This is a genomic window from Marinobacterium rhizophilum DSM 18822, assembly GCF_000378045.1.
GTDB classification, from domain to species: Bacteria; Pseudomonadota; Gammaproteobacteria; order Pseudomonadales; family Balneatricaceae; genus Marinobacterium_A; species Marinobacterium_A rhizophilum.
This window is the reverse complement of the sequence record NZ_KB899098.1, coordinates 56550-72388: the sequence shown is the minus strand read 5'-3', so window position 1 is coordinate 72388 and position 15839 is coordinate 56550. Positions and strand designations below refer to the sequence as shown.

At 60.5% G+C, this 15839-nt stretch carries 14 protein-coding genes; 10 read left to right on the top strand and 4 right to left on the bottom strand.

The annotated features are described in order from the left end of the window. Positions 1–2: 2 nt before the first annotated feature. Positions 3–1301 (bottom strand): peptidylprolyl isomerase, encoded by a 1299-nt coding sequence (locus F451_RS0112405; protein WP_020681694.1) that lies wholly within the window; start codon positions 1299–1301, stop codon positions 3–5. Continuing rightward, on the bottom strand, positions 1288–3933 hold the full coding sequence (locus F451_RS25470) for an LPS-assembly protein LptD (protein WP_083928420.1): 2646 nt from the start codon (positions 3931–3933) through the stop codon (positions 1288–1290). The genes F451_RS0112405 and F451_RS25470 overlap by 14 nt, the downstream gene beginning before the upstream one ends. A gap of 160 nt (positions 3934–4093) precedes the next feature. On the opposite strand from F451_RS25470, the gene F451_RS0112390 reads away from it, so the two are divergent. From F451_RS0112390 to djlA, 3 genes are read left to right on the top strand one after another with little or no spacing between them, the layout of a single operon-like run. Next, a complete protein-coding gene (locus F451_RS0112390; RefSeq protein WP_020681691.1) occupies positions 4094–5152 on the top strand; it encodes an aminoglycoside phosphotransferase family protein in 1059 nt (352 codons plus the stop codon). After that, the gene (murU, locus tag F451_RS0112385) at positions 5149–5832 is read left to right on the top strand and encodes an N-acetylmuramate alpha-1-phosphate uridylyltransferase MurU (protein ID WP_026291730.1); all 684 of its coding nucleotides are present in this window, start codon (positions 5149–5151) and stop codon (positions 5830–5832) included. The genes F451_RS0112390 and murU overlap by 4 nt, the downstream gene beginning before the upstream one ends. Continuing rightward, positions 5822–6661, top strand: a complete 840-nt coding sequence (gene djlA, locus F451_RS0112380; protein WP_020681689.1) for a co-chaperone DjlA — start codon at positions 5822–5824, stop codon at positions 6659–6661. The genes murU and djlA overlap by 11 nt, the downstream gene beginning before the upstream one ends. A gap of 12 nt (positions 6662–6673) precedes the next feature. On the opposite strand, the gene F451_RS0112375 is transcribed toward djlA, so the two are convergent. Next, positions 6674–7687 (bottom strand): DUF3530 family protein, encoded by a 1014-nt coding sequence (locus F451_RS0112375; RefSeq protein WP_020681688.1) that lies wholly within the window; start codon positions 7685–7687, stop codon positions 6674–6676. A 92-nt stretch (positions 7688–7779) separates the two neighbouring features. Between F451_RS0112375 and rpe the strand changes: the two genes are divergently transcribed. The 6 genes from rpe (at position 7780) to F451_RS0112345 (ending at position 13693) form a co-directional block, all read left to right on the top strand. Continuing rightward, the gene (gene rpe, locus F451_RS0112370; protein ID WP_020681687.1) at positions 7780–8451 is read left to right on the top strand and encodes a ribulose-phosphate 3-epimerase; all 672 of its coding nucleotides are present in this window, start codon (positions 7780–7782) and stop codon (positions 8449–8451) included. Next, entirely contained in the window at positions 8451–9131 is a 681-nt protein-coding gene (locus F451_RS0112365) for a phosphoglycolate phosphatase (protein ID WP_020681686.1), read from the top strand. Before rpe ends, F451_RS0112365 begins: the two co-directional genes overlap by 1 nt. A gap of 382 nt (positions 9132–9513) precedes the next feature. After that, positions 9514–10263: an electron transfer flavoprotein subunit beta/FixA family protein gene (locus F451_RS0112360; protein ID WP_020681685.1), complete on the top strand. Its 750-nt coding sequence runs from the start codon at positions 9514–9516 to the stop codon at positions 10261–10263. Beyond that, positions 10263–11198, top strand: a complete 936-nt coding sequence (locus F451_RS0112355) for an electron transfer flavoprotein subunit alpha/FixB family protein (protein ID WP_020681684.1) — start codon at positions 10263–10265, stop codon at positions 11196–11198. Before F451_RS0112360 ends, F451_RS0112355 begins: the two co-directional genes overlap by 1 nt. 298 nt (positions 11199–11496) lie before the next feature. Further along, complete coding sequence (locus F451_RS0112350; RefSeq protein ID WP_020681683.1) at positions 11497–13167, top strand: electron transfer flavoprotein-ubiquinone oxidoreductase; 1671 nt, start codon at positions 11497–11499, stop codon at positions 13165–13167. 121 nt (positions 13168–13288) lie between these two features. Further along, positions 13289–13693, top strand: coding sequence for a DCC1-like thiol-disulfide oxidoreductase family protein (locus F451_RS0112345; RefSeq protein ID WP_020681682.1), 405 nt, complete (start codon positions 13289–13291; stop codon positions 13691–13693). Positions 13694–13884: 191 nt separating this feature from the next. Here the strand turns inward: F451_RS0112345 and F451_RS0112340 are convergent, their stop codons facing one another. Then, positions 13885–14985 carry a zinc-binding metallopeptidase family protein gene (locus F451_RS0112340; protein ID WP_020681681.1) on the bottom strand — a complete coding sequence of 367 codons (1101 nt, stop codon included), beginning with the start codon at positions 14983–14985 and terminating at the stop codon, positions 13885–13887. Between the two features lie 226 nt (positions 14986–15211). On the opposite strand from F451_RS0112340, the gene F451_RS0112335 reads away from it, so the two are divergent. Then, positions 15212–15811: an aminodeoxychorismate/anthranilate synthase component II gene (locus F451_RS0112335; RefSeq protein ID WP_020681680.1), complete on the top strand. Its 600-nt coding sequence runs from the start codon at positions 15212–15214 to the stop codon at positions 15809–15811. The last annotated feature ends 28 nt before the right edge of the window (positions 15812–15839 follow it).

The following is a 15839-nucleotide window of genomic DNA, read 5'->3' as shown; positions in this document are numbered from 1 at the left end:
CCTCAGAGTTTTAGCTCAACGTAAGCCTGAGCGCGGATTTCCCGCAGCCAGGTCGTCAGCTCTTCGTTGAACTTGCGCTGGCGAATGCTGAAACGGGCGCGGCTTTCGCGCATTTCATCCCCCATGTCCTGGGTGCGGCGGTCCCGCACCCAGAGGATGTGCCAGCCAAAGCGGGACTCGAAGGGCGCGCTGACCTGTCCGTTGGGGGTGTTTTTCATCACCTGTTCAAATTCGGGCACCATCTGGCCCTCCTGGGTCCAGCTCAGGTCGCCTCCGAGTGAACCGCTGACGGTATCATCGCTGTACTGGCGCGCCAGTTGTTCAAAGGACTCACCGTTGCGCAGGCGTGTCGACAGTTCTTCAATGCGGCTGCGGGTCTGCGCTTCGTTGCGGATCTCGGTGGGCTTGAGCAGGATATGGCTGACCAGCGTCTGTTCAACCAGGGCGGACTGACCACCGCGCTTGTCGCGCAGCTGGACAATGATATAGCCCGATGAGGTCTTGACCGGCTTGCTGAACTCGCCCGGCGCCAGAGTGCTGGCGATCGTGGCGATCACTTCGGGCAGTTCCGATGCCTTGCGCCAGCCGAGGTCTCCCCCGTTAAGGGCATTCTGGGCATTGGAATTGGCGACGGCAGTTTCGGCGAAGTCGGCACCGTCGCGCAGCTGCTGGAAGATATCCAGGGCCTTGCGTTCGGCGCTTGCCAGCATCTTGGGAGTCGCCTGGTCGGGAATGGCAATCAGGATGTTGCTGAGCAGGTAGTCGGGGCTGATGGCGTTCTTGCCCTGTTCGGAGGCGAGGAAGTTTTGTACTTCCTGTTCGGACACGCGAATGCGGCGGTTGACGCTGCTCTGTTGCACCTGGGTCAGCAGCAGTTCGTCACGAATCTGCTCGCGTGCCGAGTTGTAATCCTGGCCTTCGGCGATCAGGGCTTCACGGAACTGCGCCAGGGTCATGCCGTTACGGCTGGCCACCTGTTCAAGGGTTTCGTTGAGCTGGGTGTCGGATATTTTCAGGCCTTGCTGCTCGGCGATCTGCAGTTGAATGCTGTCGATGATCAGACGGTCGAGTACCTGCCGGTTGAGGATTTCCTCTGAAGGCAGGCGGGTCTGATTCGCGCTCAGCTGGGCTCGAATAACCTCGGTGCGGCTTTCCAGTTCGCTCTGCATGATGATGTCGTCATTGACGATGGCAACGATGCGGTCGAGCGTTACCACCTCAGCCTGGACGCTGGCGCTGAGCAGCGTCGCAGTCAGCAGCGGCAGCACGCAGCGGCGCAGGGATTGCTTAAAACTCTTCATCCTTATCCTCGTCAAATCCGGTGATGTCTCGTAAAAACTTGGTGGTATTGTCGTCGCCGACGGACCCCAGACCACGAAGTACAAACTGCAGCATAACGGCCTGATCGGTGGTGCGAACACCATCATCGTCACGGGTCCACTCACGCACACCCAGGCGCACTTTCCAGCAGCAGTCCTTGTACTCCACCCCCAGCAGTGCATCAAGGGTTTCACTTGCCATCAGGTCTTCGCGCCAGCGTGCCAGTATGTTCCACTGCGGGTTAATGGGCCAGCGCAGACCGATGTCGGCTTGCTGACGCTCGGCTTCGTGGTCGCGGTAGCTGGCATATACCAGGCGGTCGCCTTTGGGCGAGTACGTCAGGCGGTAGTTCTGGGCCACGGCGCCTAAGTCGTTCTTGTCGAGTTCGCTGTCGTGGCTGATGCGCAGATCCGGCGTGAGACTCCAGTCAACCTTGGCGGCGAAGTTGGAGGTGCTTTCTGTGTCCGGCGGGTTGCCGGTTTCAAGCTGTACGGTGCGGTCTTCGAAGTAGTATGCCTGGCCCAGAGCGACGCCGAAGCGCTCGCGCCCGGTATCATCGTAGAACTTGCTCGCCAGCCCCAGGCTCAGCTGATTGGCGTCGCCGATGCGGTCACGGCCGCTGAAGCGGTTGGTACGAAACAGGCTGTCGTAGCGGAAATCAAGCTCTGCGGTATCAAACGCCGGAATGTCGTCCTGGTCTTCCTCGGGTACATAGAGGTAAAACAGGCGCGGTTCCAGTGTCTGGGTGTAGCTGCGGTCCTTGAAGTTGGCCCGGCGCTCAAAGGTCAGACCCGAATCCACGCTGGCGATCAGCGTGTTGACGCTGGGGTTCTCATCCCGTCCCGCCACTTGGTCGTCAAGCTGATACTGGGTGGTCCACAGTTTCAATGCCGGCGTCAGGTAGCCCCAGCTGTGCTCCATGGGCAGGCTGACGCCCGGACTCAGGTGCACGCGATCGCCTTGCACCTTGTCTTCCAGGCTCAGCAGCGGATCGCTGCTGTCGCGGTCAAAGCGCACGTATTCGGCCTGGTAATCGGCTTCGAGGCCCCCTCCCAGATCCGGTACCCGGCCGTCGAACAGGAACTGCGGCAAGCGACGGTAGGGTGACTTCTCGCTGGTAGTCAGTGACTGATACCCGTGTGTCCGGGCGATAAAGCTCCAGTTCTGAGTGTTGTAGCGCAATTCGCCCAGCTTGTTGAGGTGGCTGGCGTAGCTGACATCCAGATTGGTCGGGTCCAGGTCATCGAAATAGTCAACATCGCTGACCGCGGTGTAATCGATATAACTCTGCCAGCCGGCCCAGGGCGTGCCCTCGTGATCAACGCCGAGCAGCCAGCGGTCTTCGCCGGTCTTGTCGTCGTCCACTAGAATTCCGTTGCTCAGCGCAGTCTGGGACCAGCGGTTCATGTAGCGGAATTCGTTTTCCAGGATCAGGCCGCGTTCGCTAAGAATGCGTGGCGTAAAGGTGTCATCGTAGTTGGGCGCCAGGTTGAAATAGTAGGGCGCGGCAATGTCGATGCCTTCGCTGCTTGAATAGTTGATCGAGGGGTAGAGGAAGCCGGAGACGCGGCGGTCATCAATCGGGAAGTAGAAGTACGGCATGTACAGCACCGGTACGTCGAGGACTTCCAGCACCGCGCCGCGGGCTTCGCCAAATCCGGTGTTCGGGTTCAGCACGATGCTGTCGGCGGCCAGTTGCCAACTGGTGTTGCCCGGTTCGCACTGGGTGTAGGAGCCGTCTTCTATGCGTATACGACCGTCTTCCAGGCGCAAGATTCGTTCGGCGTCGCCGCGCACATGCTGCGGGTGCAGAACATATTCCGACTGGGAGAAAATGGTTTCCAGGTTGTTCAGGTTGGTCTGCGCCGCATCGCTGACCAGTAACAGGCCGCGCTCTCGGTAGCTGACGTCGCCTTCGAGGCGCACCAGCTGGGTAAGCTGGTCATATTCGGCGTAGGCGCTGCTCAGCTGCCGGCCGCCCTGGGTTACCTGGACACCGCCTTCGAGCTGGGTCAGGCCGCCAAGCTCGCTCTGGGAGCTGGCTGCGGCAATGAGCACGCGTTGAAGGTTGAAGGGCGTGTCGCCATCAGCCACTTCCATGGCCGGTTCTATGTAGCGGCCCCGGCACAGGCCGGTTTGCTCGCCCGGAGCATAGGGATACCAGTCAAGGTGCGCGTAGGGATTGTCGGTTAGCAGCGGTGCCGTCGTGATGATGGCCGCATCTGCTGTTTGTGGGGCGGCTGTCTGTGTTGCGGCTGTCGCAGCAGGTGCGATCGCCGGCGCAGCACTTTCGTCGGCTGAGGGCTCGAAAGCTGGGGCCTTGGGAACCACCGGCTGGGGCGGCATTTCGCCCGTCGTTGCCGCAGGGGGGGCAGCTGTGGCGGGCCGGGCGCTGCCTGTGGCCTGCACAGACGGCGCTGTGGTGGGCGCCGTTGCGGTCGGCGCGGGGGTGGCGGCGTCGACAGAACCTGCACCGCATTCCCACTGTCCCTGAGAGGTCTGGGTGCAATCCCAGCCCAGAGTGTCCGATGTCTGTGCAGCAGCAATCTGTGCAAACAAGGCGGATGAAATCGCCAGCGAGAGTTTATAAGCAGAGCGTCTTAAGAAAGGCATTCAGTCACATCCAGTTGCAAGCCTGTGAGCACGGGTTCCTGTTTATTGCCAAACACCGGTACCATAGGAGGCTCTTTGGCACCCTCAAATGAGTGCCAGCCTAAATCCAAACATGGAATGATAAATCATTCGTAAGAGACAGTGCTAGAGGATTCCAAGTATGGATCAGCGTCAGGTCGATTTGACAGCGTGGGTGGAGCGGGCATTTGAGCAACTGGGGGTGGACCTTGCACCCGACTGGCGCCTTACTGTCGTAAGTGGAGACGCCAGTTTTCGACGCTATTTTCGAGTGCACAGCCATAACCTGACCTGGATCGCGGTCGATGCACCGCCAGAGACCGAAGATTCGCACCAGTTTGTAGCCATCGCGCGGGCTTGGGCGCCCCTGGACATTCATGTGCCACGCATCCATGCCTGTGATCTGACCCACGGCTTCATGCTGCAGTCGGACCTGGGCGACACGCTGTATCTGGATGTGCTTGATGCGCACAACGCCGACGCACTTTATTCAAAGGCACTGGTGTCGCTGACCCATATACAGCAGTGCGTTACGCTTGGGCGCGGTGTTGAACTGCCGCACTATGATGGCAAAATGCTGACTTTCGAGATGGGGCTGTTCCGGGAGTGGTTTGTCGAGCAGCTGCTCGGACTGGAGCTGGACGCCCGCGAAGCGGGCTTGCTGGACGAACTGTTTGTGTCCCTGGTGGACTCGGCCCTGGCGCAACCCCAGGTTTGCGTGCACCGGGATTTTCATTCGCGCAATCTCATGGTGAGCCGGGAAGCGACGCCTGGCGTGATCGATTTTCAGGGGGCTGTGATCGGCCCGGTGACCTACGATCTGGTTTCTCTGCTGCGTGACTGTTACATCGACTGGCCCCAGGGCAAGGTGTATGAGTGGATGGCGCACTTTGGCCAGGTACTGGTGCGTGACGGTTTGCTGGATGCGTACGACGATCAGCTGTTTCGCAGCTGGTTCGACCTGATGGGCATGCAGCGTCATCTCAAGGCCGTGGGTATTTTTGCACGCCTGAAACTGCGGGACGGCAAGCCGAATTACCTGGTCGATATCCCGCGTACCCTGGGCTATATACAGCAGGTGGCCGACGCCTACCCCGAATTTGATGCCCAGGCGCAATGGCTGCGCCAGCGGGTGATTCCGGCGATGGCCGCTTCAGGCCAGTTCGATGCCGATGCTATCAAGCGGTGGCTGACACGATGAGAGCCATGATTCTGGCGGCCGGACTGGGTACGCGAATGCGTCCGCTCACCCTGATCACGCCCAAGCCGCTGTTGCGCGTCGGCGGCAAGGCCCTGATTGAATACCATATCGAACGGCTGGTGGCGGCGGGCTTTGACGAAATCATCGTCAATCATGCCTGGCTCGGTGAACAGATCGAGGCCTACCTGGGGGATGGTGCCCGTTACGGTGCCCGCCTGTGTTATTCCGCAGAAGGCGAGCCACTGGAAACCGGCGGCGGCATCTTTCGCGTGCTGGAGTGGCTTTCTCCGGCAGGCGCGCCCTTTGTGGTGGTAAACGGCGATGTTTTCACGGACTATCCGTTTTCGCAGTTGCCCCGCGCCCTTGAGGGCGACGCACACCTGGTTCTAGTGGCTAACCCGCAGCATCATCCGCAGGGTGATTTTGCACTGGCGCACGGGCGTATCGAAGCCGAGGGTACGGAACGCTATACCTTTTGCGGGGTCAGTGTGCAGTCGGCGGCACTCTATGCCGGCTGCATGGCCGGTGCCTTTGCGCTGGCGCCGCTGTTGCGCCGGGCAATGGGACAGGGGCGGGTGAGTGGTGAATATCATGACGGTTGCTGGGTGGATGTGGGAACCGTTGAACGACTGCAACAGCTAGACAAGGATCTGAGGGAGAAGCAGTTAGATGGCAATTAATCCGGAGCAATTCGGCGCAGGGCTTGGCGACAGCATTCGGCAGCATCGTACAGGCCTGGTCATTGGTGGCCTGATTGGTCTGTTCAGCGGTGGGCTGTTCGGGCTGGTATTTGGCGCCGGCATCGGCTTTATGCTCGACCGCTGGCTGAAAGGCAGCCTGCGACGTTTCAATCCGCGCGAAACCTTTTTTCGTGCGACCTTTGCGGTGATGGGCAAGATTGCCAAGGCTGACGGCCGCGTGACGGAAAACGAAATCCAGTATGCGCGGGATGTCATGGCGCGCATGAATCTGGACCAGAGGCGGCGGGAAGAGGCGATTGGCCTGTTCAACGAGGGCAAGCACGAGAACTTCGACATTGGCGAGGTGCTGCGGCCACTGGCCGCGCTGATTCGCTACAACGTGCCGCTGAAACTGATGTTCGTCGAGATTCAGCTGCAGGCCGCCATGTCCGATGGCAGCATCAGCCCGGCGGAGCTCGCAGTGGTGCGCGAAGTGTGTCAGCTGCTGATGATGACCGAGCGCGAAGTCGCGGCGCTGATCGCTCGCATGCAGGCGCAATATGCCTACGGTGAGCACAGCTTCAGCGGCCACCGGCAGGGCTTTTCCGAGCCGCAGCTGCTGAAAGATGCTTATGGCGTGCTGGGTGTGGGTGAGTCAGCCTCGGACTCCGAAGTGAAGAAGGCCTACCGTCGGCTGATGAGCCAGCATCACCCTGACAAGCTGGTGGCCAAGGGCTTGCCGGAGGAAATGATGCAGCTGGCCAAGGAAAAAACCCAGGAGATCCAGGCCGCCTACGACCGTGTCAAGAGCGCGCGTAAAGTGGCCTGATCTGGGCGCTTGTCAGCGGCCGGGCTGCTGCTCGTCAACCTGTGCCGCAGCCGGCCTGGTGAGTGGCCTGGGCATCAGGTAGCGCTGGATGCGTCCGCGCACTTCACGCAGAAGCAGGGCGCCAGCGTCGTCCGGCAACTGACCGGGCAACTGGCTGGCGTGGTAGCTCTGCAGCGCCGCCCGGCGGGCGCTGTTGGTACGCAGGCGCGCTGATTCGATTGCGGAGGCATTGGCCTGGTAGATGTCCAGCACCGGAATGTCCAGTTCTGCCAGCAGCTGGGTTATTTGTGGTGCGCCGGGAGTGGCAGGGTGGCGGGCATTAAGCAGGGTCAGCCCCAGCGGGTGGCTCGGCTGAAATTCCCGGGCGCAAAGTGCAGCCCAGGTAGCGCCGGTGCCGCTGCCCAGAAAGATCAGGTAGTCGCGCTGGCGGGACTCAAGGTGCCGGATCGCGGCTTCGCAAATTTTAATCACACGCTGTGCGTACAGCTCCATCGGCGGTATGGCGGACTCTTGCGTTCGAGTCTCTGCCGTCTGCTGTAACGCGGCATCGGCCCCGTCCGCCTCCGCCGTGCCAGCTTCGACAGCGCCGGGATCGGCAGCATCAGGCCGGCTGCGTGGCGGCACGGGCATCGGCGTGGCCGGTGGCAGCGCAATCGATAACGTATCCCAGCCATGACGTGCAAGACCGGTGCGCAGTGGATGCAGATCCTGCGGCCAGTCCGGATGACTGTGTTCATCGGGCAGCAGAACGACGGCCCCGGCAGGTTCCGCCTGATTGGCGGGCTGGTAGAGCGTGAGGGAACGATCACTGTTGGTTTCAAGCCAGTTGGCTTCGGTCTCCGGGGCGAGCGACAGCGCGCGGGCCAGATCGAGCATGCCCTGTTGCTGCGGTGCCGGTTCCACCCGTGGGCGCAGGGCGGCAGAGGAGCTGGTGTCGATGCTGCTCTGGGCGGCGGACTCCGCCGCCTGGCTCAGGCAGGCGGGCAGCAGGAGGCTCAGTGTAAGGATGCAGAGTGTTGGCTTCATGCTCGGATTATTCAGAACTGCCCGGTCGCAGGCAAGGCCTTGCTTGGTTACAATAGCGCCGATTCACATTTTCCTTCACGAAGAGTCTGACCATGGCCGATTACAAGCTAGCCCCGTCCATTCTGTCCGCCGATTTTGCCCGCCTGGGAGAAGAGGTTGAAAATGTACTTGCGGCGGGTGCCGATATCGTACATTTCGATGTCATGGACAATCACTATGTACCGAACCTGACTATCGGCCCCATGGTGTGCAAGGCGCTGCGCAATCACGGTATCAAGGCCCCCATTGATGTGCACCTGATGGTGAGCCCGGTGGATCGCATGATTGGCGAGTTCATCGAGGCGGGTGCCACCTATATCACCTTCCATCCCGAAGCCTCGGATCACATCGATCGCTCACTGCAGATGATTCGCGACGGTGGTTGCCAGGCCGGTCTGGTTCTGAACCCGGCTACGCCGCTGCATTACCTTGATCACGTGATGGACCGGCTGGACATGATCCTGCTGATGTCCGTTAACCCGGGCTTTGGTGGCCAGAAGTTTATTCCTTCCACGCTCGACAAGCTGCGACTGGTACGCGAGCGCATCAATGCCAGCGGCAAGAATATACGGCTGGAGGTCGACGGTGGTGTCGGCATCGGCAATATCGCCGAGATCGCCGCGGCGGGCGCCGATACTTTTGTGGCGGGATCCGCCATCTTTAACACCGATGATTACCGCGCCACGATCCAGGCCATGCGTGCCGAGCTGGCGAAAGTGTCCTGATGCGCCACTTGTTCGCAGGGCAGGACCCCGCGCTGGTGCTGTTTGATCTGGATGGCACCCTGGTGGATAGCGTGCCGGACCTGTCCGTTGCCGTTGACCGGATGCTGGAGGCGCTGGGGCGTGCGCCTGCCGACGTCGGGCGGGTGCGGGACTGGGTGGGCAACGGCGCGCCGACACTGGTCCGGCGTGCGCTGCATGGTGACCTGGATATCTCCGGGGCAGTTTTCCCGGCGGATTGCTTTGAGCAGGCGTATGCGCTGTTTCTGCAGTTCTATGGCGAATCCACCACAGCGCAGAGTACGCTCTATCCCGGTGTCATTGACTGCCTGAACGGGCTGCAGGCGCGCGGTGTCCAGCTGGGCGTCGCCACCAACAAGCCCATGCGTTTTACCGACGAGATGCTGCGGGGGCTGGGTATCGCTGACTATTTTCAGGTGGTGATCGGTGGCGACAGCCTGCCCACCTGCAAGCCGGATCCGGCCATGCTGTTTCATGCCATCGAGCAATGCGGCGCCTCGCCTGGCACCACGCTGATGGTGGGGGACTCGAGCAACGATATCAAAGCCGGTCGCGCGGCGGGCTGCAAGGTGGCAGCAGTGCCCTATGGTTACAATCACGGCGAACCCATCGAGGCCAGCGCACCTGACCTGATCGTGGCACGGCTTGACGCGCTGCTCTGAGGCCGGTTGCGCCTGACTTCTTAAGTGTCTAAAAGCCCTCCCGAACCGAAGACCGGAGCCCTGTGCTGCGGTTTTTTTTGACTATCCTTCGTCTGCCGTCGCCTCCTGTGTCCCCTGTTTCTTAAGTGCATGGCCTCAAATGTCAATTAATAGGCTTCATTTGTTATTGTCCAGCGAGAGGCGGTGCGAGACACTGCATGACATTGAAAGGCCGGATGGCGGCGCTTATAGCGTTCTTCTGGATGGCCGTCGTGCCCTTTGGGTAAGTCGGTGTCCTTTTTAGTTCGTTCTTTATGTCAAGGCGAACGCCTATTCTGGTTATCTATGTGGCTCGCCCCCGGTGAGTGTGGGCCTGGACAGTAATGCGAAAAGGTAGAACAGCATGAAAGTACTGGTAACGGTCAAGCGGGTGCTCGACTACAACGTCAAGGTGCGCGTCAAGGCGGACCGCAGCGATGTGGACCTGGCCAACGTGAAGATGGCTCTGAACCCCTTCTGCGAGATTGCGGTGGAAGAGGCTATTCGGCTGAAGGAAGCCGGCGTGGCTACCGAGGTGGTGGTGGTCTCTATCGGCCCCAAAGCCGTGCAGGAGCAGATTCGTACCGCCCTGGCGCTGGGCGCCGATCGCGGTATTCAGATCGAAACCGACACGATGCCGGAGTCCCTGTCCGTCGCCAAACTGCTGGCCAAGGTGGTCGAAGAAGAGCAGCCGGGTCTGGTGATTCTGGGCAAGCAGGCGATTGATTCGGACAACAACCAGACCGGCCAGATGCTGGCGGCACTGACGGGCCTGGCCCAGGGTACCTTTGCTTCTGAAGTGAAGGTTGAGGGTGACGAGGTGCTGGTGACCCGTGAAGTCGACGGCGGCCTGCAGACTGTGGGTCTGAAACTGCCGGCCATCGTGACCACCGATCTGCGCCTGAACGAGCCGCGCTATGCATCCCTGCCCAACATCATGAAAGCCAAGAAGAAGCCGCTGGATGTGAAAACGCCGGCGGACCTGGGTGTGGAGCTGCGCGCCCATACCGAACTGCTGAGTGTTGAGCCGCCGGCCGAGCGCAAGGGCGGTATCAAGGTGGGCTCGGTGGCCGAGCTGGTGGAAAAACTGAAAAACGAAGCGAAGGTGATCTGATGGCGACCCTGATTATTGCGGAACACGATAACAGCACCCTGAAGCCGGCCACCCTGAACACCGTTGCTGCTGCGGCGGCCATTGGTGGCGATGTGGCCGTGCTGGTGGCGGGTGAAAGCTGCCAGGCCGTGGCGGATCAGGCGGCGCAGGTGGCCGGTGTCAGCAAGGTCCTGCTGGCCGACAACGCCGCCTACGGGCATCAGCTGGCCGAGAACATCGCGCCGCTGGTTGCAGAGCTGGCCAAAACCGCCGGCTTTGACTATGTGCTGGCGCCGGCTACCACCACCGGCAAGAATTTGCTGCCCCGCGTGGCGGCCCTGCTGGACGTGGGTCAGCTGTCCGATATCGTGGCGGTGGAATCGGCCGACACCTTCAAGCGCCCAATCTATGCCGGCAATGCCATTGCCACCGTGAAATCGCTGGATGCCATCAAGGTGATCACCGTGCGTGGTACGGCCTTTGATCCGGTCGCCGCCGAAGGTGGTTCCGCCAGCGTTGAAGCGGTAACGGCGGTGCACGATGCAGCGCTGTCCCGTTTCGTCAGCGAAGAGGTGGCCAAGTCGGATCGCCCTGAACTGACGGCGGCCCGGGTCATTATTTCCGGTGGTCGTGGCATGGGCAACGGCGAGAACTTCGCCCTGCTGGAAAAGGTGGCCGACAAGCTGGGTGCTGCGGTGGGTGCGTCCCGTGCGGCCGTGGATGCGGGCTTTGTGCCCAACGACATGCAGGTTGGCCAGACCGGCAAGATTGTGGCGCCGGACCTGTACATTGCTGTCGGCATCTCCGGTGCCATCCAGCACCTGGCGGGCATGAAAGACTCCAAGGTGATCGTGGCGATCAACAAGGACGAAGAGGCGCCGATCTTCCAGGTGGCGGATTATGGTCTTGTCGCCGACCTCTTTGATGCAGTCCCGGAGCTGGAAGGCACGCTGTAAAAGCATACCGCTCCTGCTTCCCGGCCGGTACACCGGCCGGGAGGCCCACCGTTCGCAGGATGGGTGGACTGTGCGGTGCTGACGCGGCCTGAGCGCCGTATAACCCATCGTGGGGGGCGGTACATCGCGCAACCCTGATCCACCGATGGGTTACGCCGCGACAAATCCGCGGCGTACCGACAGCACAATGCCATTGCGGCTCCCCCCATCCTGCGTGTCACAAGCAGAATTCCGGTCGGCCGGCAGCTCTCTTCGGGGGCTGCCGGCGGCAACAGAAGAATAACGAGGTGTAGTCCCCATGAGCGAAGCCGAACGCGAGTCGATGGAATTCGATGTGGTGATTGTTGGCGCGGGTCCCGCGGGCCTGTCCGCCGCCATTCGCCTGATGCAGCAGGCTCAGGCCGCAGAACAGGAACTGACGGTCTGCGTCGTCGAGAAAGGCTCCGAGGTTGGCGCCCATATTCTCTCCGGCGCCGTCATCGAGCCGCGGGCGCTGAACGAGCTCTTCCCGGACTGGCGCGATCTGGGGGCACCGCTGAAAACCGCGGTCACCGAAGATCAGATCTACCTGCTCAAGGACGCCGACAGCGCCCGCCGCATTCCCAATGCGCTGGCACCGAAAACGATGCACAACGACGGCAACTACGTCGCCAGCCTGGGCAACCTGTGCCGCTGGCTGGGCGAGCGCGCCGAAGAGCTGGGCGTAGAGATCTTCCCGGGCTTCGCTGCCGCGGAGGTGCTCTACCACGACGATGGCCCTCTCAAAGGAAGTGTCAAGGGGATTGCCACCGGCGACATGGGGGTGACCGCCAGCGGGGAGCAAGGCCCGAATTACATGCCGGGCATGGAACTGCACGCAAAGTACACCCTGTTTACCGAAGGCTGCCGCGGCCACCTTGGCAAGCAGCTGATTGAAAAGTTCGCACTGGATCAGGATGCCGACCCGCAGCACTACGGCATCGGTATCAAGGAGCTGTGGGACATCGATCCTTCGAAGCATCAGCCGGGGCTGGTGCTGCACGGCGCCGGCTGGCCGTTGGAAGGTGACACCAACGGTGGCTTCTTTCTCTATCACGCCGAGGACAACCAGGTGGTGGTCGGGCTGATCATCGACCTCAATTACAGCAACCCCTGGCTGAGCCCGTTCGATGAATTCCAGCGCATGAAGCACCATCCGCTGTTCAGGCAGTACCTTGAGGGCGGCAAGCGGGTGTCCTATGGCGCCCGGGCCATCACCAAGGGCGGCTTCAATTCGCTGCCAAAAATGACCATGCCCGGTGCGCTGCTGCTCGGCTGCGATGCCGGCACCCTGAATTTCTCCAAGATCAAGGGCACCCACACGGCGATGAAGTCCGGCATGCTCGGGGCCGAGGCGGTGTTCGAGGCGCTCGCCGCAGGCGATGAGGGCAGCAAGGATCTGACGGCATTCACTGACAAGTTCAAGTCTTCGTGGCTCTACGACGACTTGTTCCGCAGCCGCAACTTCGGCCCGGCGATGCACAAGTTCGGCACCCTGCTGGGTGGCGCCTTCAACTTCGTCGACCAGAATATCTTCGGTGGCAAGATTCCGTTCACGCTGCACGACACGCGCAGGGATTACGCCGAGCTCAAGCCGGCCTCCGAGTGCAAGCAGATCGAGTATCCGAAGCCGGATGGCAAGCTGAGTTTCGACAAGCTGTCGTCGGTGTTCCTCTCCAACACCAACCATGAAGAAGACCAGCCCTGCCACCTGAAGCTCAAGGATGCGAGCATTCCTCTGTCGATCAACCTGCCGAAATGGGCGGAACCGGCACAGCGTTACTGCCCGGCCGGGGTCTACGAGGTGGTCGAGGACGCGCAGGGCAAACGCTTCCAGATCAACGCCCAGAACTGCGTCCACTGCAAAACCTGTGACATCAAGGATCCGTCCCAGAATATAACCTGGGTGACCCCCGAAGGCGGTGGTGGTCCGACGTATCCGAATATGTAAGTTTTCACTCTGGTAATGCCCTTTACCCCGCTGATGCGGGGCTTTTTACGGATGGCCGATAAAGACGAGCGTGGCGGCCTGATGGCGGAACTCCTTAAGAGCTGGTACGTCATATTAGGTTATGCCTGAGCTCCTGCTTATCTATGATAAAGAGTGCCCGTTCTGCGACCGGTACTGCCGCCTGGTGCGGATTCGGGCCGCAGTGGGTACGTTGCGGCTGGTCAATGCCCGCGAATCATCTGAGCTAATGGCTGAAGTGACTGCGGCGGGGCTGGATATTGACCAGGGCATGGTGCTGAAAATGGGCGGCCGGCTGTATTACGGCGCCGAGGCGATGCGGGTGCTGGCGCTGCTCAGCAGTCGCTCGGGCGCGTTTAATCGCCTCAATTACTGGATCTTTCGCTCCAAAGTCCTGTCGAGTCTGCTCTATCCGCTGCTGCGGGCATGCCGCAATCTTACGCTGAGGCTGATGGGCAAGTCCCGGATCAACAATCTGCACCTGGCGGACAACGACCGTTTCCTTTAAGCCGCCTCTTGTTAGGCAGTGAGACACATCACCCGCCTATCAAACAGCCCGTGAATCTAACGGCCTCTGAGTCAAACCTCCGTCAGGCCTGTCGGGTTGCTTACCATGAACATCGAGCACCAAGCTGCAGAATCCCCTCCTAGGGGTGTGTACGGTCAAGGTGCCGGGCATTGCCGGAGCGAATGCCCAGGCTATAACGGTGGCGCTCGGTGTTCCCGGTGATCGAGAATGATCCGGTGCACGAAGGACAGCTTCTCTATGGCTTTAGGCGCCAGTATGAAGGGGTAGAGGTCCGGCTGGCCCATGCTCTGGTTCAGGCTGTTGAGCGCATAGGTTACCGGTAACCATTGTTCAATCAGCGGCTCGAAGTTCCTGCTGCGATAGGGGTCGAAGGGTACACCGGTGCTCAGGTCGTCGGCGTCGTCTACCCGGGGTTTAACCCTCAGGCCAAAGGCGCGGGCGGTTTCCAGGGTGTCTGCAATATGCAGGTAGTGGGCCCAGGTTTCGGCCCAGTCTTCCCAGGGGTGACTGCTGGCATAGGTACTGACGAAGTGGTTTTGCCAGTCGGCCGGTGCGCCCTGCTCATAGTGTGTTTGCAGGGACGCCTGGTAATCCTGGGTTTCATCACCGAAGAGGGCTCGAAACGGTTCGAGCCAGTCGGTGCCCTGTACGAGCCTGTCCCAGTAGTAGTGGCCTGATTCGTGGCGAAAGTGTCCCAGCAGGGTGCGGTAGGGCTCACCCATCTGCTGGCGCATGTCCTCGCGTGTGGCATCGTCCGCCTCGGCGATATTCAGGGTGATCAGACCGGCGGCATGGCCGGTCAGTACCTGTTCGGCATCTTCGCGAAACGCACTGCCGGGATCATCGGACAGAAACGCAAACGCCAGGCCTTCTGTATTGGTTTTGGTTTTTGGCTCCAGCGGCAGATCCAGGCGCATGAGACTGAATACCAGGCGGCGCTTTTCGGCTTCCAGTCGGCGCCAGAGAGCCGTGTTGCCCTCGACGCCCAGATCAGGAATGGTCTGGTTCAGGCGGCAGGCCACGCAGTAGGTGTCGGGATCGGAACTGGGAATCATCCAGTTACAAAGATTGTGCTCGCTGTAATTGGCACATTTGCGATACTCGATGCTGTTGGCCTGCGCATCAACCGGTCGCCAGTTTTTACCGCGCAGATGCAGCGCCGACAGTACCATTCTATCCGGCAGGAAACCGAGTTCATGCTGGCAACGAATGCAGTTGAAGTTATCAAAATAGAGGGTTTGGCCGCAGTGCTCGCATGTGAAGAGTTTCATTAAAGCCTCCTGGTGGGATCACAGTGTAACTGTTACGACAGTCGCTTTCCCTGTGTTGACAAGAGGATTTGGCCGCGAAGTCGTGTATTATTTCCCGTCGTGTTCGGCACCGACAGCGCTGGGTCGTTTTTTGAGCCGCTGAGCAGCCCTGCTTGGCAGGCGCGCTTGCAGCATATCCGGCGAATATGGGTTATCAAGAGTGGTATCAACGGGTTGGGTTTGAAATATGCTGCTGATGATCGACAACTACGACAGCTTTACCTACAACGTCGTGCAGTATCTGGGTGAGCTGGGCGCCGATGTTCGAGTGTTTCGCAATGATGAGGTAACGCTCGAGCAGATCGAAGCCCTGAAACCTGAACAGCTGGTGATATCCCCAGGCCCCTGTACGCCGAACGAGGCAGGGGTTTCGGTACCGGCCATCGAGCATTTTGCCGGCAAGTTACCCATTTTCGGTATCTGCCTTGGGCACCAGAGCATCGGCCAGGCGTTTGGCGGGCGCATCGTACGTGCCAGGCAGGTGATGCACGGCAAAACCTCGATGGTGTACCACAACAACAGCGGTGTTTTCGCAGGCCTCGCCAATCCGGTGGAGGTGACCCGATACCATTCGCTGGTGATCGAGCAGGCATCCTTGCCCGAGTGCCTGGAGGTAACGGCCTGGACCCAGAACGAGGATGGCAGCATCGATGAAATCATGGGCGTGCGTCACCGCAGCCTGGATATCGAAGGTGTGCAGTTTCACCCCGAATCGATTTTGACGCAGCAGGGCCACGACCTGCTGGCCAACTTTCTCAAACGCGGGCATTCTCGGGCAGCCTCCTAGCAGAGCGTTGAAATACGTTGGCGAAGCA

What these genes read in the sequence shown, in the direction of transcription:
- F451_RS0112345 (WP_020681682.1), top strand. Translation starts at nt 13,289, where the DNA reads ATGCCTGAGCTCCTGCTTATCTATGATAAAGAGTGCCCGTTCTGCGAC.
- murU (WP_026291730.1), top strand. Translation starts at nt 5,149, where the DNA reads ATGAGAGCCATGATTCTGGCGGCCGGACTGGGTACGCGAATGCGTCCG.
- F451_RS0112360 (WP_020681685.1), top strand. Translation starts at nt 9,514, where the DNA reads ATGAAAGTACTGGTAACGGTCAAGCGGGTGCTCGACTACAACGTCAAG.
- F451_RS0112390 (WP_020681691.1), top strand. Translation starts at nt 4,094, where the DNA reads ATGGATCAGCGTCAGGTCGATTTGACAGCGTGGGTGGAGCGGGCATTT.
- F451_RS0112350 (WP_020681683.1), top strand. Translation starts at nt 11,497, where the DNA reads ATGAGCGAAGCCGAACGCGAGTCGATGGAATTCGATGTGGTGATTGTT.
- F451_RS0112340 (WP_020681681.1), bottom strand. Translation starts at nt 14,985, where the DNA reads ATGAAACTCTTCACATGCGAGCACTGCGGCCAAACCCTCTATTTTGAT.
- F451_RS0112365 (WP_020681686.1), top strand. Translation starts at nt 8,451, where the DNA reads ATGCGCCACTTGTTCGCAGGGCAGGACCCCGCGCTGGTGCTGTTTGAT.
- djlA (WP_020681689.1), top strand. Translation starts at nt 5,822, where the DNA reads ATGGCAATTAATCCGGAGCAATTCGGCGCAGGGCTTGGCGACAGCATT.
- F451_RS0112355 (WP_020681684.1), top strand. Translation starts at nt 10,263, where the DNA reads ATGGCGACCCTGATTATTGCGGAACACGATAACAGCACCCTGAAGCCG.
- F451_RS25470 (WP_083928420.1), bottom strand. Translation starts at nt 3,933, where the DNA reads ATGCCTTTCTTAAGACGCTCTGCTTATAAACTCTCGCTGGCGATTTCA.
- F451_RS0112405 (WP_020681694.1), bottom strand. Translation starts at nt 1,301, where the DNA reads ATGAAGAGTTTTAAGCAATCCCTGCGCCGCTGCGTGCTGCCGCTGCTG.
- F451_RS0112335 (WP_020681680.1), top strand. Translation starts at nt 15,212, where the DNA reads ATGCTGCTGATGATCGACAACTACGACAGCTTTACCTACAACGTCGTG.
- F451_RS0112375 (WP_020681688.1), bottom strand. Translation starts at nt 7,687, where the DNA reads ATGAAGCCAACACTCTGCATCCTTACACTGAGCCTCCTGCTGCCCGCC.
- rpe (WP_020681687.1), top strand. Translation starts at nt 7,780, where the DNA reads ATGGCCGATTACAAGCTAGCCCCGTCCATTCTGTCCGCCGATTTTGCC.